At 62.5% G+C, this 22,161-nt stretch carries 15 protein-coding genes and 1 tRNA gene; 12 read left to right on the top strand and 4 right to left on the bottom strand.

What is annotated here, in order from left to right; all coding sequences use genetic code 11:
* Positions 1 to 1,305: 1,305 nt before the first annotated feature.
* Both E3N85_RS08745 and E3N85_RS08740 read right to left on the bottom strand, forming a co-directional pair.
* Positions 1,306 to 3,531, bottom strand: a complete 2,226-nt coding sequence (locus E3N85_RS08745; protein ID WP_241978386.1) for a fibronectin type III domain-containing protein — start codon at positions 3,529 to 3,531, stop codon at positions 1,306 to 1,308.
* A gap of 473 nt (positions 3,532 to 4,004) precedes the next feature.
* Positions 4,005 to 5,057, bottom strand: a complete 1,053-nt coding sequence (locus E3N85_RS08740) for a TerC family protein (protein ID WP_134462125.1) — start codon at positions 5,055 to 5,057, stop codon at positions 4,005 to 4,007.
* Positions 5,058 to 5,620: 563 nt separating this feature from the next.
* On the opposite strand from E3N85_RS08740, the gene E3N85_RS08735 reads away from it, so the two are divergent.
* The 8 genes from E3N85_RS08735 (at position 5,621) to E3N85_RS08700 (ending at position 15,352) form a co-directional block, all read left to right on the top strand.
* Positions 5,621 to 6,061: a GyrI-like domain-containing protein gene (locus E3N85_RS08735; protein WP_134462123.1), complete on the top strand. Its 441-nt coding sequence runs from the start codon at positions 5,621 to 5,623 to the stop codon at positions 6,059 to 6,061.
* Between the two features lie 290 nt (positions 6,062 to 6,351).
* Positions 6,352 to 7,446, top strand: coding sequence for an S-(hydroxymethyl)mycothiol dehydrogenase (locus tag E3N85_RS08730; protein WP_134462120.1), 1,095 nt, complete (start codon positions 6,352 to 6,354; stop codon positions 7,444 to 7,446).
* Positions 7,446 to 8,120, top strand: coding sequence for an MBL fold metallo-hydrolase (locus E3N85_RS08725; RefSeq protein WP_134462117.1), 675 nt, complete (start codon positions 7,446 to 7,448; stop codon positions 8,118 to 8,120). Before E3N85_RS08730 ends, E3N85_RS08725 begins: the two co-directional genes overlap by 1 nt.
* A gap of 77 nt (positions 8,121 to 8,197) precedes the next feature.
* Positions 8,198 to 8,839, top strand: a complete 642-nt coding sequence (locus tag E3N85_RS08720; protein WP_241978400.1) for a TetR/AcrR family transcriptional regulator — start codon at positions 8,198 to 8,200, stop codon at positions 8,837 to 8,839.
* A gap of 105 nt (positions 8,840 to 8,944) precedes the next feature.
* Positions 8,945 to 11,473: an MMPL family transporter gene (locus E3N85_RS08715; RefSeq protein WP_134462111.1), complete on the top strand. Its 2,529-nt coding sequence runs from the start codon at positions 8,945 to 8,947 to the stop codon at positions 11,471 to 11,473.
* A gap of 103 nt (positions 11,474 to 11,576) precedes the next feature.
* Positions 11,577 to 11,909 (top strand): DUF2249 domain-containing protein, encoded by a 333-nt coding sequence (locus E3N85_RS08710; RefSeq protein WP_134462108.1) that lies wholly within the window; start codon positions 11,577 to 11,579, stop codon positions 11,907 to 11,909.
* Positions 11,910 to 11,918: 9 nt separating this feature from the next.
* Positions 11,919 to 14,576 (top strand): multicopper oxidase domain-containing protein, encoded by a 2,658-nt coding sequence (locus tag E3N85_RS08705; RefSeq protein WP_134462101.1) that lies wholly within the window; start codon positions 11,919 to 11,921, stop codon positions 14,574 to 14,576.
* Positions 14,577 to 14,782: 206 nt separating this feature from the next.
* Positions 14,783 to 15,352, top strand: coding sequence for a hypothetical protein (locus tag E3N85_RS08700; protein WP_134462098.1), 570 nt, complete (start codon positions 14,783 to 14,785; stop codon positions 15,350 to 15,352).
* Here the strand turns inward: E3N85_RS08700 and E3N85_RS08695 are convergent.
* Complete coding sequence (locus tag E3N85_RS08695) at positions 15,339 to 15,752, bottom strand: DUF1294 domain-containing protein (RefSeq protein ID WP_241978385.1); 414 nt, start codon at positions 15,750 to 15,752, stop codon at positions 15,339 to 15,341. The two genes, E3N85_RS08700 and E3N85_RS08695, sit on opposite strands and share 14 nt — an antisense overlap.
* A 449-nt stretch (positions 15,753 to 16,201) precedes the next feature.
* Here E3N85_RS08695 and E3N85_RS08690 point away from each other — a divergent pair, with 449 nt between their 5' ends.
* The 3 genes from E3N85_RS08690 (at position 16,202) to E3N85_RS08680 (ending at position 20,887) form a co-directional block, all read left to right on the top strand.
* Positions 16,202 to 19,120, top strand: a complete 2,919-nt coding sequence (locus E3N85_RS08690) for an EAL domain-containing protein (RefSeq protein WP_134462095.1) — start codon at positions 16,202 to 16,204, stop codon at positions 19,118 to 19,120.
* 67 nt (positions 19,121 to 19,187) lie between these two features.
* Positions 19,188 to 20,624 (top strand): glycosyltransferase family 2 protein, encoded by a 1,437-nt coding sequence (locus E3N85_RS08685; RefSeq protein ID WP_134462092.1) that lies wholly within the window; start codon positions 19,188 to 19,190, stop codon positions 20,622 to 20,624.
* Positions 20,621 to 20,887, top strand: a complete 267-nt coding sequence (locus tag E3N85_RS08680; RefSeq protein WP_241978384.1) for a hypothetical protein — start codon at positions 20,621 to 20,623, stop codon at positions 20,885 to 20,887. The genes E3N85_RS08685 and E3N85_RS08680 overlap by 4 nt, the downstream gene beginning before the upstream one ends.
* Positions 20,888 to 20,925: 38 nt before the next feature.
* On the opposite strand, the gene E3N85_RS08675 is transcribed toward E3N85_RS08680, so the two are convergent.
* Positions 20,926 to 21,675 carry a flavodoxin family protein gene (locus tag E3N85_RS08675; RefSeq protein ID WP_134462089.1) on the bottom strand — a complete coding sequence of 250 codons (750 nt, stop codon included), beginning with the start codon at positions 21,673 to 21,675 and terminating at the stop codon, positions 20,926 to 20,928.
* Between the two features lie 359 nt (positions 21,676 to 22,034).
* Between E3N85_RS08675 and E3N85_RS08670 the strand changes: the two genes are divergently transcribed.
* A tRNA-Arg gene (locus tag E3N85_RS08670) sits at positions 22,035 to 22,107 on the top strand.
* The last annotated feature ends 54 nt before the right edge of the window (positions 22,108 to 22,161 follow it).

Genomic DNA, 22,161 nt, shown 5'->3' with positions numbered 1-22,161 from the left:
TTGCCTGTCGCTTGTCATTCTCGATGCCGGCAGAACATGCAGTTAGGACAACCAACCCAATGGCCAGCACCCCGATTCCGCCGAGAAGTCGTCCGATGTGCATTTGTTTCCCCATTGCTTGTGAATTTGAGAATACCGCCGACATTCCGTTCGTCGGTGCGTAAACCGCGAGTTGCGCACGGCACCAAGTCATCCTGCCGCATGATCTGGCGTGGGAATCCGGCCGGCGCTCGTCTAAGACTTCTTCAGTAGTGTCGTTCTGCCGCCGTTAACCATTCCATACGGCGTCGTGCTCTGGTTCCTTGATCGCGGAGTCGGCTTTGTCGTCGCTCACAGCGACGACAACTCCAAGAACGTCATCGATAAGCGTCTTCCGGATTTGATTCCTCCGACCCCCAAAGAACGCGAGGAAGTCGGAAAGCTTGAGGGGCAGGTCGTCGAGGTCGTTGTCCTCGAGGTACTTCGCTCTTCTCGCCTCCGAGATAAAGTGTGCTTCGATGAAATGGCCTCATTTTCGGTTGGCGTCAACAGAAGCCAAATTATTCGCTGCGCCAAGCTCCTCGAGGTGTTGGGGTCTGGTCAGCTGTCGGTATGTCAGACTCCTCGGCGCAACCCACTGTTCACTACATGGAGGGCCGGCATCGCTAGGACGGCGACCGATCGGGCGCTGAGGTGGAATTAATTCGGCGATGTGATGGAATCGAAACTATTCGTCTCAGCTCCCTTTAGCTCTATGAGTGGCCTGTGGGAAATACGTGAACTACCCGCAGCCATTCGAACCCCTGAGTCCCTTACAAACACCGGGACTCAGGGGTTTTCCTTTGCCCCAAAATCGGCGTTTGCCCACATTCTGCCCACAATTTGCCAAGGTCGCCACCCAGTTGCGATTGGTTGAATCCGCCATCTCTTAGTGGGGCACCTTGTCGACCGGGAGCAAGTCGTCTGCCCGCTAATCGATATCCGTGTGGCATTCGACACAGAGAAGGTGCTCCGCCGGTCACCTGCGGCCGTTGCCGAAACGCAAGCCGCAGCAAGTGGATGGCGTGACGATGGCTGATCCCGCGTGTGTTGGGAATCGACGTGGAGGCGTGGTTCCATGGCGTTGTGAAGGACCCGGCCGATGACCAGCACGTCCCCGTCCCGACGGCAGACGAGGAAATGTCGCGGTCGTTGAACAGCCACGCCAGGGGAGCGGGTTGCGTCGTGGCGTGGCCTCTGTCTGACTAATCTGCGGCCGAACGGCGCACGAAACGGGCCCTCACCGCTGACGCTGTGAGAGCCCGTTCCTGTTTGATCCCGTGGACGTTACCCAGCGGTCACGGTCACCGGACCCACGACGCCACCCCGGGTGGAATCAAGCCAAACCGAGCCAGGGTTGCTGGCCGAGGTCCTGAGCCGATAGGTGAACACTCCACCGGTCTGCGGCGCCGGCGCGGCGGTGATCGGCGCTCGTCCGATGACAGGACCGGTCGGTCCGCCACTATGGATCGTCACGGTACCGCCGACCGACGAACTGATGCCGTCGACTCTCAAGTCGCGCGACTTCCACCTCGCCCCGGTGACACTGATCTGACTGGCGATCGGCGTGATTCCCACCTCATCGGTGCGCACGGTAGAACCCGAAGTCACTGTCAGTCGGAAGGTCAACGGATTGTTCGTCATCGGTGTCGCGAAGAGCGGCAAAGAGAACGTTGGCTTGACCGTCGTGGGCCCAGAGAGGGTGACGCGGTCGGGATCCGTCGGCCCACTTAATATCTGCTCCCACAGGTAGGTCGTTTCCGTGCCGGTCGAGCGGCTGCCGTCCAGCACCACCGTGGTCGCGGTGACTGCCCGAGTGATCGCCTGATCGGCACCCGCGTTAGCTACGACAGCGCCGAGTGCTTGGACCGGATCGGACTTCGCCGATGCAGCGCTGGCGCCGTTCGCATTACTCGCAGTGATCGTAAACTGATATGCCGTATCTGGAGCCAGACCGTCGAAGACGAGCGTCGTCACGTCTCCCGCGGTGGTGCGTGGGGGGCCCGCCGCAGCTCCATCAGCGGTGTAAGCCTGCACCGAATACCCTGTCACACTGAGTCCCGGCGCCCCGGGGTCGGCAGCAGACCAGTTCAGCGTCACGCTTCCCGTGCCGGCAAGCGGTGGCGAGGAGAAGGTTGGCGTGGAGGGAAGAGGATCATTCGTGATGGTCAACACCACTTGGCCCTGCGCCGACAGGTTGCCGGATGGGTCGACCGCGGCGAAGTTCACAGCTGTCGTTCTGGCAATGTTGACGGGCTGCGTGTAGAGCACAGCAAGCGCGGACAACGTGCCGCCGGATAGAAAAACATCCGACCCGTCGGTCGTGTAGTAAATCTCAGCTGCCGCCTCATTGGAGCTCAGAGTAAGCTGCTGGGCGGTGCGGAACGACCCGCTCTGGGGGGAGGCCGTGACTAGGGGCGCCACGATGTCGGTGACCGGGATGGCATGCACGGCGGGAAAGGTCTCGCCCGCGCTGCTCACTGAGACGAGGAAAACGTCATATGTCTCGGCTGGATTTAGCCCCGAGATCGTGGTGGTCTTCGCCGCAGGGGAGTCGATGCGCTTGCCAAATTCCGCGCGCTCTCCGTTGACGACCGTTTGTGCGACCGCGTGAACCCGGTAGCCGGTGATTGCCGGGGTGCCGGGGATCGCTTTTGCTGGCGTCCACGTGATCTTGAGGGAATCTGCCACCGTGGCGGCGATCACATCGGTCGCTCCGGCGGGACCTGATTGCAACGGACCGTTCGGGCATCCGCCCATTCCAGGACCGCCCAATTCGCCGAACTCGGCGATGGTGAGGCCCTGGCGGTTGGCGGCGGCATCCTCAAGCTGCCAGGACATCACGCGCACACCGCTCCCGGCGGCAGCGGCGATGCCGGCAGTATCCCGACTGTCGAACACGTAGGTGGCCGTGAAAGTGTTAGGGCCCGCAATGCCGAACACGAGCGATGAGCTGTAGCCCACGTTGGCTGTGAGCGGTCCAGGCACCGCGCGCACGTCCCGACGGCCGATAGGGGTGCCCTTGAACGCCGGGTCGACGATTCGCTGCTCGATCTGAGCTTGATTTGCACTATCGCCAATGAAACCGGTGACGGTGACGGTGACGCCGTCGGCGGCGAGCACCGGCGCTGCTGTCACATATACGTCTTGGGTCGAGGTGTCACCGGCTGCAGTTGCACCGAACTTCATCGACACGACGTCTCCGGACCGGATGTCAGGGGTGACCTTCGGTGCCGTGCCGGCTCCCCAGCAGACCCCGCCCGGGTGGTTGACCTCGAACGCGACATCGCCGGCGCCCACAACCGACTCCGCTGAGCCGATCACACCTACCCCGGGACGCGTAACTTCCACGGTTGCGGTCTCGCCAATGTGTTCCTGGTAGCCCTCGATGGTGATGAAGTCGCGGTCAGGGAAGACGACGATGTTGTTGGGAAAGGTCGGTACAGCCGCCGAAGCGGCCGGTACGGCAATGATGAAGGGTGCGATCAGAACTGCCGCTGAGATTCCAAACACGGTCGCGCGCCTTCCAGAAGAAATCCTGTTTCCAGGACCCGCCGCAGATGGGCTTGTTTTCACGGTCATCCACTCCTTCATGAGAATGCGTGACTAATTCACGCATAATTGCACTCTCGTACCGGGGCCTTGGAAAAACCATGATGATCAGGCCGCCATCCCAAACATCGCGGGCACTTGATCGAGAGCGCTTAGCAATGCCGATCGAAGCGTTGCAACGGAGCGGTGTACGTGCATCCCGTCGTGCGGGATAGTGATGCGGCGAGACTGTTCGGCTTGTTGAACGCCGTCTGGCGGCGAAGGGCCCACCGTTGCACGATGGCCGCGTCGGTAGCGAAGCCCGTTCGTGGCCACGGAAGCGCGGTAATACCCTGCACGTTTCCGCACAGGTATCGGTGGAGTGTAGGTGCATCTCCCTCTTCGCGTCAGGGACCTCGTCGACAAGGAGCAAATTCAACTGGTGACACAAGCCCTTACTTTCGTCGGTGACGATCGGCACCGTTTTCCTTGCTGGTTCCGACGCCCGGTTTGCGCCACACGGACTCGACGCAGGCGAGTTCGTCGTCAGTTGCCATTCGGAACGGTCCGGCGCTTGTCGCCTCGACCGAACGCCGGGATTGACCGCGGGTAGCGACAAGGCTGGCGACGATCGATACGGTCAAGATGGAGGCTATGACGAGAAGCGATACCGTGGTGGGGATGTAAAAGACTTCGAGCAGCAGCATTTTCACCCCGACCCAGACGAGGAGTACGGCGAGGCCGATCTTCAGATAGACGAAGCGGTGCATCAGGTCCGCGAGCAGGAAGTACATCGCCCGGAGCCCGAGAATCGCGAACGCGTTGGCGGTGAAGACGAGGAACGGTTCGGAGGTCACGGCGAATATCGCGGGAATGGAGTCGACGGCGAAGACGATGTCGGTGACCTCGACGAGCACGAGTACGGCGAGCAACGGGGTCGCCAGAAGAATCCCGCCTTTCCTGATGAGCAGGCGCTGTTCGTAAAAGGCATCCGTCATCGGCACGTGCCCGCGGAACCAGGTGTAGGTGCGTGACTTCTCGGGGTCGAAGTTTTGATTCCGGTGGCGGAGCATCTGAATGCCGGTGAAGACTAGGAACGCACCGAATATGTAGAGCACCCAGCTGAAATTCTCGATCAGGACAGCGCCTGCAGCGATGAAAATTCCGCGGAAGACTAGCGCTCCGAGCACGCCGAGAAACAAGACGCGGTGCTGAAACTGTGGTGGTACGGCGAATGCGGTGAAGATGATCGCCCAGACGAACACGTTGTCGACCGCGAGCGATTTCTCGATCACGAAGCCAGCGAAGTATTGCTGGCCGAATTCGGCCCCGAATAGCCACCAAATGATAGCGCCGAAGGAGATGCCGGACGAAACCCAGAAGATCGACCATCCCGCGGCTTCTTTCACACCGATGATGTGCGCCGTGCGATGGGCGATGAGGTCGATGGCGAGCATGGCCATGATGACACCAAGAACTGTCAGCCAGGCCCATAAAGGAACAGTCATTGCGGATGCTGCCTTCCGAGGTAGATTCACTCGGAGGTCTGGTCCAGCCTGGTCGGGCCAGCTCCGCCGAACCCCGATGACGGGATCGAATTGACGACGAAACTGCTGGGGATTACTCCCCTCCATGTGGTATCAAACCAGACTTCGGCAGCAAAGTCGATAGGTTAAGGCCATATCCACTATCTCTGTGGTGTTTTCTCGGCACCGGTGAGCACCGCCGCGACTTTCGGGTGCGACCGGCCGAGCATGGTGGTGACCTCGCGGAACTTGATCCAGAAGTCCCAACGGCCGATGAGGGGTCGTAACAGCTATGCGCCTCGACTCTGCGGAATATCACGTACCCGACCTTTCCCTTTGAGTGCTAACCCGTTGAGAACAGCTGGCGTATCTTCGCCCAACCGTCCATATTGATCGCTTTCCATGGTGGGTGGCGGCCGTTTTCCAGTCGGCGTCAACAGAAAAATGATGGACCGTCTCGGGCGTCTGGATAGATTGGAGAGTCCGCATCCTCATCGGATAGACGAGCAGGTCGTTCGCGGCCAGACCAGGCTGGAAAGGCACTAATGGAGATCTTTGAGCTTAGTGAAACTGTTGTCGTTGGAATCGAAGTTGTCGCTGACTTCGGCCAGCTACGCTCCGAGATGCCTGCAGCCTGGCGCGAGCTCTTCTCCCGTCGAGACGAGCTGCCCGCCTCAGGCACTGGCGTCTTCGTTGAGGCCAGCAACCATCTAGGCGACGGCCGTTATCGCGAGACTATTGGAGCAGTTGCTGTCGTCGAAGGCAGTCCAGTGCCTGATGGTATGGCTGTGGCTCTCCTGCCCGGTGGACGTTTCGTCCATCACCGGCATGACGGTTCGGTGGCAACGATCGCCGATGGTTTCCAGGCCATCTATGACTGGGCTGCAGAGCAGGGACTTGCTCTCGGGAACCGCAAGCTTGATGTCGGGTACACCGCCGACGGTGTTCAACAACCGCACGAACTGTACGTCGATATCCTCATCTGACGGCGGCTTGGCGGCGAAGACGACCGCGAGGTCGTCACTGATCTGCTGGGGGCTCCGGTTCTTCCGCAACCGCTCCTCGACAACAGCGGCAAGTTGCCGGTCGTTAGCCAAACTTCGAGGGAGACCATCGCGGCGCTTGGACTTCGTCCCTCGTCCACGAGGACGCATTCATATGCCCGCCTGGTTGACGCGCATCGTAGCGCTGTCAGGATGCCGTCGTCCCTCGCACGCCTCCGATAGGGTTAAAGGTGTCCTCGCCATACTCGGCACCCCTCGATCGGAGGAGCTCCATGTCCACCACAGTCACAGGCGTCATCGCCCGCTCGAAGGGCGCGCCAGTCGAACTGGTCGACATCGTCATCCCCGATCCCGGCCCGGGCGAAGTCATCGTGGACATCGAAACGTGCGGCGTCTGCCATACCGACTTCCATTACAAGGAGGGCGGCATCAGTGACGACTTTCCCTTCTTGCTCGGGCATGAAGCCGCCGGGCGCGTCAGCGTCATCGGCGAAGGTGTCACCCACGTCTCGGTCGGCGACTTCGTGGTGCTCAACTGGCGCGCCGTCTGCGGCGAATGTCGAGCGTGCAAGCGGGCCGAACCCTGGTACTGCTTCAACACCTTTAACGCGACCCAGAAGATGACCCTCACGGACGGAACGGAGCTCAGCCCGGCCCTCGGTATCGGCGCTTTCGCCGAAAAGACCCTCGTGCACGCCAAGCAGTGCACCAAGGTGAATCCGGATGCCGACCCCGCGGCCGTCGGACTCCTCGGCTGCGGCATCATGGCCGGCATCGGTGCGGCCATGAACACGGGCAACGTCAGCCGAGGCGACTCTGTCGCCGTGATCGGCTGTGGCGGGGTGGGGGATGCTGCGATTGTGGGATCACGCTTGGCTGGCGCATCCGTCATCATTGCCATCGACCGCGACCCCAAGAAGCTCGCCAAGGCCGAACAGCTCGGCGCCACGCACGCCATCGACTCGTCGAACCTGGATGAGGCTGGCGTCGTCGCAGCCGTGCAGGCATTGACCGGTGGATTCGGTGCCAACGTCGTCATCGACGCGGTCGGCCGTCCCGAAACCTGGCGGCAGGCGTTCTACGCCCGGGACCTCGCCGGAACGGTCGTGCTGGTCGGGGTGCCGAACCCCGAAATGATGCTCGAAATCCCACTTCTCGACGTCTTTGGGCGCGGCGGCTCGCTCAAATCGAGCTGGTACGGCGACTGCCTGCCCGAGCGGGACTTTCCCATGCTGACCGACCTGTACCTGCAGGGACGGCTGCCGCTTGACGAATTCGTCAGCGAGAAGATCGGCATCGGCGAAATCGAGGCTGCGTTTGAGAAGATGGCAATCGGCGACGTGCTGCGCTCGGTGGTGGTGCTCTGATGACCGCACGCGTTGACCACCTCGTCACCGTCGGCACATTCAGCCTCGACGGCGGCACCTGGGACCTCGACAACAACGTCTGGATCGTTGGCGACGACACCGAATGCGTCGTCATAGATGCTGCCCATGACGCCGACGCGATTCTGAAGGCAGTAGGCGAGCGTAAACTGCTGGCTGTTCTGTGCACCCACGGGCACAACGACCACATCGGTGCAGCCGCCAGCGTGAGCGCCGCAACGGGCGCGCCGGTCTGGCTGCACCCGGCCGACACCATGCTGTGGGAGATGGTCTTTCCAGCGGGTGCGACGGCCGCTGCTGTCGAGACTGCTGCGTCTGCTGCGGCGAACAGGCGCCCGAACGCACTGGAAGACGGCCAGCTCATCGCCGTTGCCGGTATCACGCTCGAGGTGCTGCACACGCCGGGGCACTCGCCAGGATCGGTCTGCTTCTCTGCGCCAGAACTCGGCACAATCTTCAGCGGAGATACGCTGTTCCACGGTGGGCCGGGCGCGACCGGCCGTTCGTTCAGCGATTTCCCGACGATCATCGACTCCATCACCACCACGCTGCTCACGTTGCCGGCTGCCACTGTGGTTCGCACCGGGCACGGTCAGTCCACGCTGATCGGCGACGAGGCGAGTCAGCGCGCAGAGTGGATCACTCGCGGGCATTGAGCCGGAACAGCGCAAGCTGCAGCTCACTCGAATTCGTCTTGCACTTTGTGCGTAGTTGCACTTAGTGTAAGCAAGTGATGTCGCTTACCGCCACTCCCGATCGCCGCGCCGAGCTCAAGGCGAGGTACCGCCAGGCCATTCTGGATGCCGCCGACTCGCTCATTCGAGAGCGGGGCAAACCGCAATTCAGCGTCGACGAACTCGCTGAGCGCGCCGACGTGTCCAGGCGCACGGTTTTCAATCACTTCTCGTCCCTCGACGACGTGATCATGACGACCTGCGCTCGGGTGCTCAGCGCGACCGTTGACGAATTCCGTGCAGCGACGGCATCGACTCCGCTGGGAGACGGTGGTCGTGTCGACCTGTTCGACGAGATCACCGCGGCTTTGCGCAACATCGATTTACCACCCGTGGTGGGCTACCTTTCCGGCGTGCTCACCGCGGAAGGTGTGGATGGCCGCTCACAGCACAGCATCGGCGATGTCTTCACCCGCACCACGGAACAGCTCTCATTGGAGATCGCCGAACGCACCAATGCGATCGACGCATTCGAGGTCGCAATCCTGGTGAGCTCTGTGATGAATGGCATCGCGGTGGTGTCTGGCCACTGGCTAGCCCGCACGGGCGGGACGCTCGACCCGGCCTCGCGACTTGTGTGGGACGAACTGCTCGACCGCCTCGTATCCACCATCCGCACCGGGTACGCACCTTCCAGCTGAACACTAGATCCGTGATTTCCGGTGACGCGCTGCGAGGCGCCACCAGGTTCCTCGACTCCTCGACCCGACTCCTAGACTCGACTATCAAGAAAGATCTTGAGGACTATGGCATCCCTTCTCTACCGACTCGGACGGTTCTCCGCCCGCCGAGCATGGTCGGTCATCGTCGCATGGGTGATCATTCTCGGCCTCGCCGGTGGTGCGTTCGCGTTCTTCGGTGGAACGCTGACTTCTTCCGTCAGCATCCCGGGCACCGCCACCCAGAAGGTTAGCGACGAGCTCGCTGCGAAATTCCCTGCAGCCAGCGGCGGGCGGGGCACTGTCATCTTCACTACGACGGACGACTCCAGGTTCACGGCCGCGCAGAAAACCGCAATCGGTGACTTGCTCACGCGCACGGTCGCGCTTGACGCGGTGAAATCGGTGACGAACCCCTTCGATACCCAGGCCCAGATCGACGATCAGGCGCAGCAGATCGTTGACGGCCGCCAGCAGATCGTCGATGCGACGACTCAGATCGATGCGGGGCAGGTGCAGATCGATGCGGCCACGGCTCAGGCCAACGCCGGACAGGCGCAGCTCGATGCCGGCCGCTCGCAGGCCGCGGCGGCGGGGCAGCTCGCTGCCGCTCTACCAATGCTCGATGCGCAGCAGGCGCAAATTGATGCTGGCGCAGCTGCGATCGCCGCGCAGCAGACGACTCTCGACGCTAGCCGTACCGAACTCCACGCCCAGGGCACCACGCTTGAACAGGGAGCCGACCTGCTCGACCTGGCCGCTGGCATCCGTCAGGTATCCACCGATCAGACGACTGCCGTTGCCAGCATCCAGTTCGACACATCACTCAACCAGGTGCCCGCCGAGACGAAAGAAGCCGTCGTCGCCCAGCTGAACGACGCTGGGATCGACGGCGTCACGGCTGAGGTCTCCAATGACATCGCCGCCAGCATCCCCGAGATTCTCGGCCCGGGCGAGATCGGCGGTGTGATCATCGCGGCCATTGTGCTGTGGGTCATGCTCGGAACGCTGATCGGGGCGGGGCTCCCGCTGTTGAACGCGCTCATCGGCGTGAGCGTCGGTGTACTCGCTTCGCTCGCACTGTCTGGAACCGTCGAGATGCTCTCCGTCACCCCGGTCCTCGGCGTGATGCTCGGGCTCGCGGTCGGGATCGACTATTCGCTGTTCATTCTCAACCGGCATCGAACGCAACTGCGCAACGGGCTGCCCCTGCAGGAGTCGATCGCGCTGGCCAACGGCACCTCCGGCAATGCGGTTGTCTTTGCGGGCGCCACCGTGCTCATCGCCCTGCTTGCCCTCAACCTCACCGGCGTCCCCTTCCTCGGGCTCATGGGCACGGTCGGTGCCGTCTGCGTCTTCGTGGCGATTCTCATCGCGATCACCCTGACGCCGGCGATGCTGGGCCTGGTAGGCACGAAGATCCTCACGAAGAAGGCCCGCGCTCGGGTCGGCCACGCCGAGAATCATGCCCGCGTTCCGTCAAAACCAATGAACACCATGCGCGCCGTCGTGACCGTGGTTGTCGGAATCATCGTGCTGCTCATCGTGGCCATCCCGGCGCTCTCGATGCGCCTTGGCCTTCCCGCCGGCTCGTCTGAGCCGCTCGGCTCGAGCGCATACAACGCCTACAAGCTCGTCGACGACAAGTTCGGCGCCGGCGTGAACGGCCCGCTACTCGTGGTCGCCGACCTCGATGCAGCCGTCACGGATGCGGACCTGCTCGCCGAACAGGTACGCATCGGAACCGCGCTTAAAGCGGAAAACAATGTCGCCGCGGCCGTGCCAATCGGAGCATCCGATGATGACCTGCTCCTCGCGTTCCAGGTCATCCCCACGGAGGGGCCGACCAGCGAATCAACCGAACAGCTCGTGCGTGACCTGCGCGGTCTCAACATCGAGGGTGTCGCATCCCTCGGTGTCGCCGGGAATGCTTCCGGAAACATCGATGTGAGCGAAAAACTCGCCGCCGCACTCCCGTTGTACCTGCTCGTCGTCGTGGGGCTCTCGTTGATCATCCTGATCTTTGTGTTTCGTTCGATCCTTGTGCCGGTCACCGCGACGCTGGGCTTCGTGCTGTCGTTATTTGCGTCCTTCGGCGCGATCACGGCGGTCTTCCAATGGGGCTGGCTCGGGCCGGTATTCGGAATCCATGACCCCGGGCCCATCCTGAGCTTCTTGCCCATCCTCGTCGTTGGTGTGCTGTTCGGGCTGGCGATGGACTACCAGCTGTTCCTGGTCAGCGGGATGCGCGAATCGTTCGTCCACGGCGCCTCGGCGCGACTGGCCGTACAGCGCGGTGTTCACGCGGGGCGCACCGTGGTCACCGCTGCCGCGCTCATCATGGCTTCGGTCTTCTCCGGCTTCGTCTTCTCGAACTCGGTCATGATCCAGTCGATCGGCTTCGGGCTCGCTGTCGGAGTGCTTCTCGACGCCTTTGTGGTGCGGCTGCTCATCATTCCGGCGGTGATGCACCTGATGGGTGATGCGGCCTGGTGGCTGCCTAAATGGCTGGACCGTATCCTGCCCAACGTCGACGTGGAGGGCGCGTCGCTCGAGCGATCGCACCCAATTCCGTTCGTGAGCGAACTCGAGCGCGTTACGACGCCCAGCGCCTGACCCGTCGCAAGAGAAGTCTCGGTGGCGCAGCTGTAATTTTATTAAACGGAGAAGATTGCTCTAAAATACAGGTGGACGTTGTTCACCGAGCCGAGGAGACATCATGACTGCCGAACCGATCACCATAACTGCCGGGCCGATTGGCCATGAGCACGTCGATACGACAACGGGCACCACGGCGACGTGTGCATGCGCCCACGAAGACAGCGAAGCGATCATTCTGGACAGCCGCACCATCCCGCACGCCATCCGCCACGCCGCGATCTTCGGTGCGCTGGAGGCAATTCAGCCCGGAATATCCCTTGACCTCGTGGCATCGCACGACCCGCTGCCGCTCCTTGCCACACTCGAGCGCAAGCACCCCGACGTCTTCAGTATGAGCTACCTCGGGAGCGGTCCCGAGGTGTGGACCCTGCGGTTCACGCGAATTGCGTAGCGCTTCGGCATGAAACCCAGCCTCAAACGCCGGCTCTGGCACCAGATCACCGGCATGCTCGTTCCGGCCTGGTTGGTGCTGGGGATCGTCAGCGTCGTCCTCTACCGCGGATCGTCGTTCGGGCCCTGGCTGATGGTGCACCTGCTACTGCTCGGCGCCCTGACGACCGCAATCCTGGTGTGGAGCCAGCACTTCGCCGACAGTCTGCTCAAGAACACTGCTCCTGGCGGCCGGTACTGGCTCGGCGTTCGACTGACCGTGCACACGGTTGGCGCGGCGATGGTGATGATCGGAATGACCGGCGCCTGGTGGTACGCGGTACTGGCTGGAGGCATCCTCGTCGGGATCAACGCCCTCGTGCATGCCACAATTCTCGTGCGACAGCTGCGCGGAGCACTCCCGGCCCGGTTCTCGCCCCTGGTGCGCTACTACATTGCCGCCGCTGGATGCCTCTTGGTCGGAGTAACGCTCGGCATTCTGATGGCCCATCCCGGCAGTACGACAGCTGGCGACGCGACCGCAGCGGCTGACTCTTACGAGCGGCTCTACATCGCGCACATCGGTCTGAATCTGCTCGGTTGGGTCGGGCTGACCGTCATCGGCACCGTCGCTTTGCTGCTCCCGACCGTGTTGCACTCCCGCGTACTGTCGACCACGACAGCGGCCGCACGCCCGACCCTGCCCATTCTCCTCGCCGGTCTGGTCGTTCTGGGCAGTGGCACCTACGCGGACTCACGAATCATCACCGCGGCCGGTGTCGTGATTTACCTGGTCGGCCTCGCCCGGGTGCTAGGGGAGCTGGTCGGCCATGTGCGCCGGTCGCCGGCGGTCAGCTACGCCGGTTGGAGTCTCACCGCAGCGCTTGCCTGGTTCGCGCTGTGCGCGGTCGGTTTTGCCGCCGTTGTGGTTAGAGCTGCCAGCTGGTCGGATGCCGCGGCCGGTCTCGAAGCGCTCGTGCCATACTTCGCCGTCGGCTTCGGCGGCCAGATCATGATAGGTGCGCTGAGCTTTCTCATTCCGGTTGTGCTCGGCGGTGGCCCGCGGGCGTCCAAGGCGACCGCACGCGAACTCGACCGTGCCGGCTTGTTTCGAGTGGCCGTCGTCAACGGTGCACTGGTGCTGACCCTCCTACCGCTGTCCGACCTCGTCACCGACGTGCTTGGCGCGGTCATTCTCGCGACGCTTGCTTTCTTCATCGTTCTGATGATGCGGGCTCTGCGCATCAACCGAAAGAATCGCACCCCTCCGGGGTCGGGGCTGCCGCCCCTGGCCCACGATGTCGCGGCAGTTCCGGCACCCCAGCCGCGTTCTCGCCGTAGCATGGTGGTCGCCGCCGCGGCGGCCCTCGCTTTGACGCTCGCCATCGGAGTCGCGCTCGACCCTTCGGGTGTGAGCCTCGCGTCGGGCTCGGGATCCAACGCCACCGGCCACACGACGACGGTCGACGTCACCATGGCTGATACCCGCTTCAGCCCCGATACGATCGACGTTCCCGTCGGTGACACCCTGGTGATCACCCTCACCAACACCGACGGCATGCTCCACGATCTGGTCTTCAGTAGCGGAGTCGAGTCCGGCTCGGTTGAGCCGAAGGCCACGACGACCGTTGAGGTCGGTGTGATCGACGCCGATCTCGATGGCTGGTGTTCCATTGGGGGCCACCGACTGCTCGGAATGCTGCTGACCGTGAATGCGGTCGGGGCAGAATCGGCCGACTCCGATGATTCCTCACAGCTGCGCCACGGCGCCATGGGCAGTGATGCGTCCGAGGGCACTTTTGCTGCGGATGACATCGATGTGATGGCCGAGCCGGGAAGCGATTTCGTTGCCCGGGATGCGCGACTGGCGCCCACGGCACCCGTCACGGTGCACACGAGCACGATGACCGTGCGCAATACCGAAACCGAGGTTGCGCCCGGCGTGACGCAAATGCTGTGGACGTACAACGGCACGGCCCCGGGACCGGTGCTGCGCGGCAGGGTCAACGACGTGTTCGAGATCACTTTCGTCAACGAGGGCACAATCGGCCATTCGCTCGACTTCCACGCCGGCTCGCTCGCCCCGGACAAGCCGATGCAGACCATCGACCCCGGAGAAGAGCTCACCTACCGGTTTACCGCCACGCGGTCGGGTGTCTGGCTGTATCACTGCTCCACAATGCCCATGTCAGTCCACCTCGCGAACGGTATGTTCGGTGCGGTCATCATCGACCCACCCGGGATGTCTGTCGTCGACCAGGAATACGTGCTGATCCAGTCCGAGTTCTACCTCGGGCACCAGGGGGAGGAGGGCGATGCGATCAAGGTGGCGACCCAGCGGCCTGACCTGCTCACCTTCAACGGCTACGCGAACCAGTATGTAACCGCGCCGTTGACCGCGACCGTCGGCGAGACGGTGCGCATTTGGGTGCTCGACGCCGGCCCAAACGAGAGTAGTTCGTTTCACGTCGTGGGTGGCCAATTCGACACCGTCTTCTCGGAGGGGGAATACCTTCTGCGCGACGGTGGCAGCACCGGAACGGGCGGGGCGCAGGCGCTGGCGCTGATGCCCGCTCAGGGTGGCTTCGTGGAACTCACGTTTGACGAAGCGGGTACCTACCCGTTTGTGAGCCACGTGATGTCGGATGCGGAGAAGGGCGCGCGCGGGCTGTTTCTGGTCACCGGCTAGCAGCTATCAGGCGATTCAGCACCCGCCGCCGAGTTGCGGGCGCGGTGGCTGCGCAGCTCGCCGTTGATGCTGGGTTCGAGAACGGTCGGGGTCGATTCCCGGGCAGGATAAAATAGAGATCACCTGCACGAGGAAGTGGTGGCGCAATCATCTGGAACCGGTCCCGGCGTCGTGCTGACGCTCACGCACACGTCATTGAACCCGACGTGATCGCTGAGCTGCCCGACCTCGAGCGCACGGTCGATGAAGGTCTGCTCATCGCGGTGTCGGCTGTTCGGATGGCCGTCAAGAACGACATCATCGTCGGCGCACTGCGCGAGCACTTCGACTACGACCCCGGGCGGTACGCCGACAACGCCCGCGGAGAGCTGCATCGTCTGGCCCGACAAAACGAAGAGTATGCCCGGCGAGTCAGCCAGATGGGCCGGGACCTCGCGGCCATGAAGTGGCGGCTGAGTTTCACCGATGACCAACGACACGACCTGAAACAGTTCGCTCTGAGGTTTCGGGTACACGAGCGATTGACGCTCGCTCTCGATGCCGTGGCCGACGATGACGACCAGGTGGCGCGGATCGTGGCGACTGCCCAACGGTCGGCGAGCGAGGAGGTGAGCTCAGCGGTCTCCTCGAAGCTCATCGAGCTGGCCGTCGATCAGCGCGAGCCGGACTACGCCGAACATCGCGGCGAACGTCTGGAAGCATTCGTGCTCATCAACCTGGCCATTCTGAAAGCCAAGCACGACGCGGCCGCCAGACCTGAATTCAACGAGTACTAAGGCTGGTTATCACCTCGGCCACCAGTCGGTCGAAGACCGGGGTGCTCAGCGCGACGAAGAGCGCGACGTTGCTGACAACGGTGGCCCAGAACGCCCGGGCAAAGCTCACCTTCCGGGTCTTGTGCCGCAGCACCTGTTGAGCAACGATCGCGCCCGGCCAGCCGCCGAGGAAACCCCAGACCAGTAGGGTGCGTTCCGGCACCCGCCAGCCGCCGAACCTTGCCCGCCGCTTGTCGAAGGCGTAGAGAGCGAAACAGAGCGAGCTGGTGACCGGATAGAGGCCCGCTACCCACAGTGGGCGGGGCGCGTACACGGCGCCGATCAGGTACAGCACAGCGAAGCCGGTGATGGCGAGGTAACTTCTGCGGCCCATCGTGCTGCGGGAGCGGACGCGGACCATGGACCCATGCTAAGGGCGGGGCCTTGCCAATCCCCAAACCGGTGAACGCGAAGCCGCCGAAACCATGCTCCGGCACGATCGAGACCACCATTGTGGTTGTCGGTGTGCGGGAATCGATGCCCGATCGCTCACCCCAGGGCAGACCCGAATTTTTCGAAGAGTCGGACCCGTCAGTGCGCGTACACTGAGGGTGTACCAGGGGTGGACTTCTTCCAGGGGCACGCGTTGCATTTCCATCAATACCCGGGGGTGTGACTTTCAATCTGAATAAGACCTGGCCCGCGACGCTGAGCAAAAGCGTTGAGGGTCTCGATTGATTCAGGTGTATTCGAACGGCTCGATCGGCCGTAGTGGCCGGCGTTCACGCGAGAACCAGTTGTCTCGTAAATTTGTTATTGGCGGGGCCGGCGCGGAGGTGTCGCTGCGTCCTCAGGCAAGAAGAGGAATACATGCAGCTGGGCGGGCGTATCGGGGCGGCCATCGTTGGTGCGTTCGGGCTGATGGTGTTGTACGCGTGGTACACGGAGGGCGCGGTGCCGGCAGGCATGGTGACCGGTCTGTTATCGGTGAAGCCGACCGCGGCCCTTGTCTTCGTGCTGCTCTCGCTCGCGATAATCGCATTCGACCGCGTGCGCCTCACCATTATCCTCGGTGCTGCTGTGCTCCTGATTGGCGCCCTGACGCTCGCTGAGTACATCTTCGCAATCTCGATCGGCGTCGACACCCTTCTGCCAGGGTTCGACCTCAACGGGATCGATCCGAGGATGGCGCCGGCCACGGCCTTCTCCCTGTTCGTGCTGGGCGGTTCAGTCCTCTCGAGCAGGCTTGTCCGGAGCACGCTGACGCTCGCGCTGGCTCTCATCGTCGTGTGCGTGAGCCAAATTGCGATTCTCGGCTACGCGTATGGCGTTTCCTCGCTCTACAGCGTCGGCGGGTACACGAGCATGGCGTTGTTCACCGCCCTGGCGCTCGCGGTATTGTCGTCAGCTACATTGCTTCAACATCCGCTGGCGGGGCTGGCCGGATTGGCCAGAGACGGCGGCAGCGCAGGAAGACTCCTCCGTCCGGCGATACCGTTTTTCATTGTCGGTCCGTTCGCGATGGGCTGGCTGTGTTTGTCTGCACTGCGCTTGGGCTGGTTTGATGCCCCATTCGCAGTGGCCCTCCTGGTCCTGAGCATGACCATAGTCGGCTCCGCGTTGACATGGCTGGCGGCCTTGCGGCTTCGCGAACTCGACCGGCAACGTGACGGTGCGCTGACCTCGCTGGCCGACACGAACGGCATGCTGGAGACCACGGTAGCGATCCGCACCCAGGAGCTCGAAGAGACGGCCGACGCGCTCCAGGCGCTCGTGCGGTTGGCTCCGGTGGGTATTGTGCAGTTCGACGCAACCGGAGGGTTGCGCGCCGCCAACGATCAATGGCTCAGCCTGAGTGGGTTGACCGTGGAGCAATCCATCAACGACGGTTGGATGACGGCACTGCACCCCGATGACGTCGAACGGATGCGCGCAGAGTGGAAAGAATGCGTTTCTTCCTCCACCGCGTATTCGGGCACCGTACGGTTTTGCACTCCGGATGGCACGGTCAACTCCGTGCAGGTCAACAGCACACCCATTCGTAGTAAGGAAACCGTCACCGGACATCTGGCCAGCGGCACGGACGTCACGGCCTTGCGGGCGGCGGAAGAATCAGCCTCAGCAGCCCGCGCGCGTTTTGAGGCCGCCTTCGCCTGGTCTCCCCTCGGTACGGCCATCGTCTCGCTCGACGGACGGGTGTTGGAAGCCAACCCGCGCCTACTGCACTTGGCCGGCCGGTCGACGACAGTCCTCAACCAGCCCATTGAAGCGGTGTTTATGACTGACGAATCGGTTGGAGCAGAGGACCTGTCCGCGGGACGCCTGGTGAGTTCACGGCAGCGTGTGGATCGGCAAATGCGGCGCAGCGACGCAGAGGAGACCTGGGTGAAGGTCAGCGTTGCTGAAATCCACGAAGGGGGGCAAGCTGGAGGGTTTCTCTATCAGCTGGAGGACATCACGGCTCGTCGTCTGGCGGAGGCCCGCGTGGAGCACCTGGCCTTCCACGACCCGCTGACGAACCTGCCCAACCGGCTTCTCCTGCTGGATCGGCTGTCGCAGGCGCTGCTTCAAGCGGCCCGCCACGGACGAGGAGTCGCCGTTCTTTTCATCGACCTCGACCGGTTCAAGGTCGTGAATGACAGCCTCGGGCACCACGCCGGTGATGCGGTCTTAGCTGAAGTCGCTGCGAGGCTCCGCGCCGGCGTGCGGCTGGCAGACACGGTTGCTCGAATCGGCGGAGACGAATTCGTCGTGGTCTGCCCCGATGTCGAGAACAGCGGCGACGTGGCTGAACTCGCAGGCGCCCTTCAGGAGGCAATCGCGCTGCCGATCCAGATTGGCGAGAACGTCGCATCCGTTGACGCGAGCATTGGCATCGCCTTCGGCGTCGGCCATGACGACCTCGAACTGCTCCTGCGCGACGCCGACCAGGCCATGTATCTAGCGAAGGATCGGGGGCGCGGACGCTTCGAGATTTTTGACGACGACCTGCGCGGTCGAATCGACCGGCGCCTCGACACCGAGATCGCCCTGCGCAGCGCCGTCGGCCTCGGCCAGATTGAGACCTGGTATCAGCCGATCGTGGACCTTCAGGCGCGAACGGTCGTCGCCACTGAAGCGCTCGCTCGCTGGCGGCGGCCCGAACGGGGGATCGCGATGCCCAACGAATTCATCGCGATCGCCGAAGAGGTGGGCCTGATCAAGGAGATCGGTGCCGAGGTCCTGGGGCAGGCATGCCTGGCAGCCACCGCACTGAGCGGGAGCATCGCCGTCAGCGTGAACGTATCTCCGCGACAATTCGTCCGAGACGACTTCGGTGCTGTGGTGAAGCGAGCCCTTCGCATCTCCGGGCTCGCGCCGGATCAGCTCTGGTTGGAGCTGACAGAAAGCGCCGTGACGGAAGCAATCGGCTCGGCAGCCAGAACATTTCAGGAGCTTCGGGACATGGGCGTGCGGATAGCCATCGACGACTTTGGTACGGGTTACTCGTCATTCACTCATCTCAGAGAATTCGACGTCGACCTGTTGAAGATCGATATGTCTTTCGTGCGCGATATTGAACACTCCACACGTGATCGGGCGATCGTAGAAGGCGTCGTTCGCTTGGCCGAATCGTTGCGGTTGGACGTCGTGGCCGAGGGAATCGAGTCGGCGGGCCAGCTGGAGCTGCTGGAAAAGATGGGGTGCCGCTTCGGCCAAGGCTACTTATTCTCCAAACCCGCGCCGGACGCAGCACCCGCCGTGAGATTCAAGGAAATTCAAGACGCCCTCGGCCACCGCCTAGTCTGAAGTACCCCTGGACGGGGGGAGGTCGCGGCGAAACAAAACAACATATCTGTCCGTTACTATCACCTATATGGGGGTGCAATTTTTCAGCCGGTCAGTGGGCCTATTGGTCGCCGCAGCGGCGTGCAGTGCCGCGACGGTGCTCTGGGTCGCGGTGGCCTCAGACGACCCCACGGCGGCCAATGCCGTCGACGAAGGTGTGCTGTTCGGTGTCTGGACCTACCTCTATGCCCTGGATCTACCGTCCCCCCGAGTGTTGCTGGCCGCCGTTGCCCTGGCCATATTTTTCGCCGCTGGTATTGCCCTGATCGAACGAAGGGTCACCAATAAGTCCCGAAGGTCGTCTGACTACCTCGCTACCCCGCTCGCCCCCAAAATCGTCATGGAAGCTACCCGAGGTGTTTTCGCCGGTCCCGTTGCGATCACCGTCTTGATCCCTGCCTACAATGAGGAAGCGTCGCTGTCAGCCACCCTCTCGTCCCTCTTATCGCAATCACACAGGCCGGAGCGGGTGATCGTCGTCGCTGACAACTGCACCGACGGCACCGCGGCCGTCGCGCGCAGTCATGGCGTCGAAGTGTTTGAGTCGGTGGGCAATACCAAGAAAAAGGCCGGCGCCCTGAATCAGGTTCTGGCGCGCATCCTGCCCGACCAGGGCGACAACGACATCGTCATGATTGTCGACGCGGACACGACCCTGGATGCTGGTTTTCTCGCGGCTGGCGTTGCGCGCTTCACCAGTGATCGAGCGCTGATGGCGATTGGCGGTTTGTTCTACGGTGAACCGGGCGCCGGGCTGCTCGGTCAAATGCAGCGAAACGAGTATGTACGCTACTCCACGCAGATCAAACGCCGCCGCGGCATGGTGTTCGTGCTTACCGGAACCGCATCGATGTTCCGGTCCCGCGCGCTGCGGGCGGTCGCGAGCAGTCGCGGCGATACGATCCCCGGGAACCACGGTGATGTGTACGACACCCTGGCGCTCACCGAGGACAACGAACTGACAATCGCCTTGAAGTCGCTCGGAGCACTCATCATCTCGCCGTCCGAATGCACCGTGGTCACCGAGGTCATGCCGACACTTCGCAGCTTGTGGGTGCAACGCTTGCGCTGGCAGCGCGGTGCTCTGGAAAACATCGGCGCTTACGGCCTTACGCCGTCCACCCTTCGATACTGGGCCCAACAGCTCGGCATCGGCTACAGCGTGATCGCCCTCACCGCCTTCCTCTGCCTCATTGTTATAACGTTCCTGTCGGTGAATCACTGGGTATGGTTCCCCTTCTGGTTGAGTATCGGCACCGTCTTCACGATTGAACGCGTGGCATCCGTCTGGAAGGCGGGCTGGGCGGCCCGTGTGCTTGCCGCCGCTGTGATTCCGGAGCTACTGTTCGACATGTACCTCCATGCCGTGTACATCAAGGGAATCATCGACATCACGCGCGGAGAACAGGGGAGTTGGGGCCACGTGCAACAGCGGAGCACCGTGCGATCGATCGAGACAGGATGATCGCCCTGATGCTGGATCCACTGGGTATCCTGCTCCCCGAGTCTGTGTTGCAGTCCGATTTTTTCGCCATCCTCGCGACTTTCGTGGCGATCAACACGGTGATGTACGCGGCGCTCGCGATTGCAAAAATCCTACCGAGGGTGTACCTCGGCGATCTCCTGCCGGGGCAGCGCCGCCGCTTCGAGACCCGGAGCATCTACCCGGAGACCCCTCCAGATGCGATTCCGAAGGAACGCCACGGTGAAGCATTCGTGCAACCCTGACGATAGTGCTGTGGTCATTCTCGGCGGTGTGGGCCAGGCTACCGATATTCCGGGTTGGGTTCGGCACCGAACCGTTCGCCGTTGTCCCACTTCTCCCGCACGTTGCCGAAGGCAGGGATGCCACCATTCGCTTTCAGGATGGAAGCCAAGTGCATCAGGTTCCAGGTCATGAACGTGGTATTACGGTTGGTGAAGTCACTCTGCGGACCTCCGGATCCCTCGTCGAGGTAGCTCGGTCCCGGGCCAATCGCGCCAATCCAGCCGGAGTCGGCGGCGGGCGGAATTGAGTAGCCGATGTGCTGCAAACTGTAGAGCAGGTTCGCGGCGCAGTGCTTTACGCCGTCCTCGTTGCCGGTGATGATGGCGCCGCCGACCTTGCCGTAGAAGACGTACTGACCTTTGTCGTTGAACTCGCCCGAGTGTGCGTAGAGCCGTTCCACAATGCGCCTGGTCACCGAACCGTTGTCGCCGAGCCAGATCGGCCCGGCCAGGACCAGAATATCGGCCGCCTGTATGGTGGTGAACAGAGATGGCCAGGCATCCGTTTGCCAGCCGTGATCGGTCATGTCAGGGTAGATTCCCGTGGCGATGTCGTGGTCTATGGCGCGAATCATGTCGACTTCAACGCCCTGCTCCCGCATGATTCGAGCGCTGAGGTCAACGATGCCCTGGGTGTTGCTGATCTCAGGGCTGCGTTTGAGTGTGCAATTGATGAACACGGCGCGCAGTTCTGAGTACTCAAAGGATTCCCGGTTCAGGGGCTTTTGGGTGCCGCTTATCTCCGTCATTCGTCTAGTAAAGCACCGGGTCAACCGTGTGAACAGGGGCTGATTTCGGCGTCGACGGGCTCGCGGTCGCGGCCGCCAGCTCGGTTGCCGGAGCCGGTCAGGGTGGGACGCGGGCAGCGTTCCCACTCAGCGCAAAAGCCTATTAGACACCCTCTTTTGTGCTTTATGGCCGGCTTCCACGACGCACTTTCTCCCGGAATAACGGCGTCATTCCCCGAAAAATCCTCCAGCGCGCGGCAGGCGGCGGTGGAATATCTGAGGCTGACACCCGCGCTGCGCACCCAGCGGCGCGGAGAGCCCGCGATAGCTGGTATAGTTTTCAAGTTGTCTCCGGGCGTTACAGTTCGCGGGATTGACATGCGCTCGTAGCTCAACGGATAGAGCATCTGACTACGGATCAGAAGGTTGGGGGTTCGAATCCCTTCGGGCGCACAGGTGTTGAAGCCCCTCTCAATGAAGTCGTCGGAGGGGCTTTTTCATGCCCCT

Source organism: Cryobacterium sp. Hz9 (assembly GCF_004402825.1).
Classification (GTDB): Bacteria; Actinomycetota; Actinomycetes; order Actinomycetales; family Microbacteriaceae; genus Cryobacterium; species Cryobacterium gelidum.
This window is presented reverse-complemented; position numbering and strand designations above follow the sequence as displayed.